5 protein-coding genes are annotated in these 3,023 nt (G+C 54.4%); all 5 read left to right on the top strand.

All coding sequences use genetic code 11. The features are described from left to right. Positions 1–410, top strand: a 410-nt coding sequence (locus AC2VLY_RS03695) for a hypothetical protein (RefSeq protein WP_300253144.1), incomplete at its 5' end; no start/stop codon positions are given. A 78-nt stretch (positions 411–488) separates the two neighbouring features. Further along, positions 489–833 carry a hypothetical protein gene (locus AC2VLY_RS03690; protein ID WP_486921784.1) on the top strand — a complete coding sequence of 115 codons (345 nt, stop codon included), beginning with the start codon at positions 489–491 and terminating at the stop codon, positions 831–833. Between the two features lie 65 nt (positions 834–898). Beyond that, positions 899–1,747 (top strand): MbnB/TglH/ChrH family RiPP precursor modification enzyme, encoded by an 849-nt coding sequence (locus AC2VLY_RS03685; protein ID WP_193650420.1) that lies wholly within the window; start codon positions 899–901, stop codon positions 1,745–1,747. After that, a complete protein-coding gene (locus AC2VLY_RS03680) occupies positions 1,734–2,540 on the top strand; it encodes an HvfC family RiPP maturation protein (protein WP_193650419.1) in 807 nt (268 codons plus the stop codon). The genes AC2VLY_RS03685 and AC2VLY_RS03680 overlap by 14 nt, the downstream gene beginning before the upstream one ends. Next, positions 2,533–3,023 (top strand): exodeoxyribonuclease V subunit gamma (locus tag AC2VLY_RS03675; RefSeq protein WP_486921783.1); only part of this gene is annotated, 491 nt, incomplete at its 3' end. The genes AC2VLY_RS03680 and AC2VLY_RS03675, both read left to right, overlap by 8 nt.

Genomic DNA, 3,023 nt, shown 5'->3' with positions numbered 1-3,023 from the left:
GGATGCTGAAAAGAGCTTTACTGATATTACTGTGCAGCACCTCGCCGTTTATCTTTCAAAGTGCATGGGCGGCAGGTTCCGGCGACTGCAGCATTTCGGCGCCTGATCACAGCCAGAAACAATTTGATCGTCTGATGGCAGCCCTGGTTCACAAGGATTTCAATCTCTGGACACAAAATGCAGATACCCAGTTCATGACAGCAGCCTCAGCGCAAAGCTTTAAGGAAATGGCTGCCGGACTCGATGTAAAATTGGGCCTGCAAAAACACTGGACGGCGAATTATGTGACCACCCTGAACGAAGGAAAATACCGGAGCGGAATATGGCGCCTGACCATGGCTAACGGCCAGCAGGTTCTGATTCAGATTACCTTTATTCACCATAAAGTTGCAGGATTTCATGTGCTGTGAGAGATTGCTCTTAGTCAAACTGCGGGTGGGCGTCACCATGGCCTGCTCCCTAAAAACCCACTTTGTTGAGGATTTGTCATGAAAAAAACCTATGTTTCTGTTGCGCTCGGTTCCGCTTTTGCTTTGTCCATGGCGGCATTGCCGGCAACCGCCATTGCTGCCACCACGGGCACGGCGACCCTGCAGCCAGTAGCCATGATGGGCAGTAGCGCCAAAAATGAAGGGAGTTGCTCGCAGATGATGGGCAAAGGTCAACAGGAAGGCAATTGCTCAAAAAACATGAACAAGATGGCCCCCAAAGCTTCCAATAACGCCAAGGCGAAGGAGGCACATTGCGTCAGTAAAGCCGCCATCAAGGCCCATGACGGAAAATGCGGCAAAAAAACCATGGAAAAAATGCACATGTCGGCCATGCATTCCTGATTACACCGCTTCCGTCATTTATGAAGCCCGCGTCAGCCCACTCAGCGCTGCCCGAAGCCGCATAAATGACGGGAGCACATGCCGCCGCCAACCTGCCTGAAAATGCCATTGGCCTTGGCCTGCGCAGGGAGTTTCTGGACGACTTACTGGCCCTTGCCCAGAGTGATATCCGTTTTTTTGAACTGGCTCCGGAAAACTGGATTGGCTTTGGCGGCCGCCCGGAACAGCAGCTCCGTCAGTTGACGGATAGATATCCTTTTATTTGTCACGGTCTTTCCCTATCCATCGGCGGGCCGGAACCGCTCGATATGGATCTCCTGGAAGCCGTGGGCGACTTCATGCAAGAGCACGGCATTCAGCACTACAGCGAGCATCTGGCTTTTTGCTCCGACCGGGGTCAACTTTACGACTTATTGCCCCTGCCCCTGACGGAAGAAATGCTGGAATATGTCGCGCAGCGGGTGATGCAGGTCCAGGATTTCCTGAAAATGCCCTTGATTATCGAAAACACGGCCTACTATGGTGATTACACACACAGCACCATGAGCGAGCAGGACTTTCTTTTGGGGCTGCTGGCAAAATCCGGCTGCAACCTGTTATTGGACCTCAACAACCTGTATGTGAACAGTTGCAACCATCACTACGATGCTCTGGAATTTATGCAGTGTTTGCCCGCAGAACGCATCGTTTATCAACACATTGCCGGACACCAGCAGCATGTGAACGGCTGGCTGATTGATACCCACGATGCTGCTGTGGACCCTGCCGTATGGAAACTGCTGCAACACAGTCGGGAGAAATTTGGCCCCAAGCCCACTCTGCTGGAATGGGATAACCAGATCCCGCCCCTGGCGGATTTATTGCGCGAGGCCCGAAAAATTGCACAGCAAACAGCAGCTCATGCAGATTTCTGATACGGCCAATGAACCGGACCGGCTCAGGATACTGACTGCCCATCTGCGCAATCCGGTCAAGCAACCCCGTCCAGTCTTTATGGATGCCCAGGCGGTAGATCTTTACCGGGAACTGCTGGTGGGTAATTTTGATGCTGCCCTGCGTGCCTGTTTTCCTCTGTGGATTCGCTGTCTGGGTGAAGACCAATATGTGCGCTGGCGAGATGCGTTCATTGCTGAACACGCCTGTCGCAGTCCGTTTTTTCGCCAGATTCCCGATGAATTTATGGCCTATCTGAGCCAAAATCCGCAACGTCTTCAGCAGGATCTGCCTTATGCCCTGGAACTGGCGCACCTGGAATGGCTGGAACTGGCTCTGGGTGTTGCCCAGACCGACACACTCCCCGAGCACAGCGGATCAGCAGCGCAGGATCCCTGGACCACCCCGCTACGGCTGAACGCGGTTCATGCGCTGGTTCAGTATGCCTATCCTGTCCAGCAACTGATATTGCGGCCAACATTCTCCGCAGCCCCCGTTCTCGACCCGAATCCGGTTTCCCTGTACCTTTATCGGGATCGGGTCGACGCTGTCCAGATGCTGGAGCCTGATGCCTTGAGCCTGCAAATACTGGTCAGTCTGGATGCAGACCCGCAATCTGGAAGCGCCATCTTCCAGCATTGGCAAGACCACGGGAAGATTGACGGGAATGCCCAAACAGTTGCCGAGCAAATGCAGGGGCTCCTGCGCCAGATGCTGGATCTGCAGATGATAGACTTTGTGAACAGCAATGACTGCCGGACCTTACATGACTGAAACATTGGCCGGCTCCCTGGAGCCCGGTTTTATTGTCCTCCAGGGCGACCGCCTGGAATGGCTTCGTGATGCCGTCCTCGAATGGCTGCGCAATCACCCGCTGCAGCCTCTCGAAGAAGAAATTTTTCTGGTCCAGAGTAACGGCATTGCCGAATGGCTGCAGTGGACCCTGGCAGAGCACGAGGGGATCTGTGCGGCCGTCAAGGTCATGCTGCCGGGACGTTTTCTCTGGGACAGTTACGCCAGGGTACTGGGCCGGGAGCAGGTCGCCAGCCGTTCTCCTCTTGATAAGCAGGCACTTACCTGGCGACTGATACGGCTGCTTCCGCAGCTGCTATCCACCCATGATTTTGCCCCCCTGCAGCATTATCTCAACGGCAACGGCAGCACTGCCATGGAACGCCGCTGGCAGATGGCCGCGCAAATTGCCGATCTTTTCGACCAATATCAGGTTTATCGCAGTGACTGGCTGCAGGACTGGGC

The sequence above is a fragment of the Acidithiobacillus sp. TH-A36 genome (genome assembly GCF_057473445.1).
The sequence above is the reverse complement of the archived record's forward strand: the minus strand, read 5'-3'. Positions and strand labels throughout refer to the sequence as shown.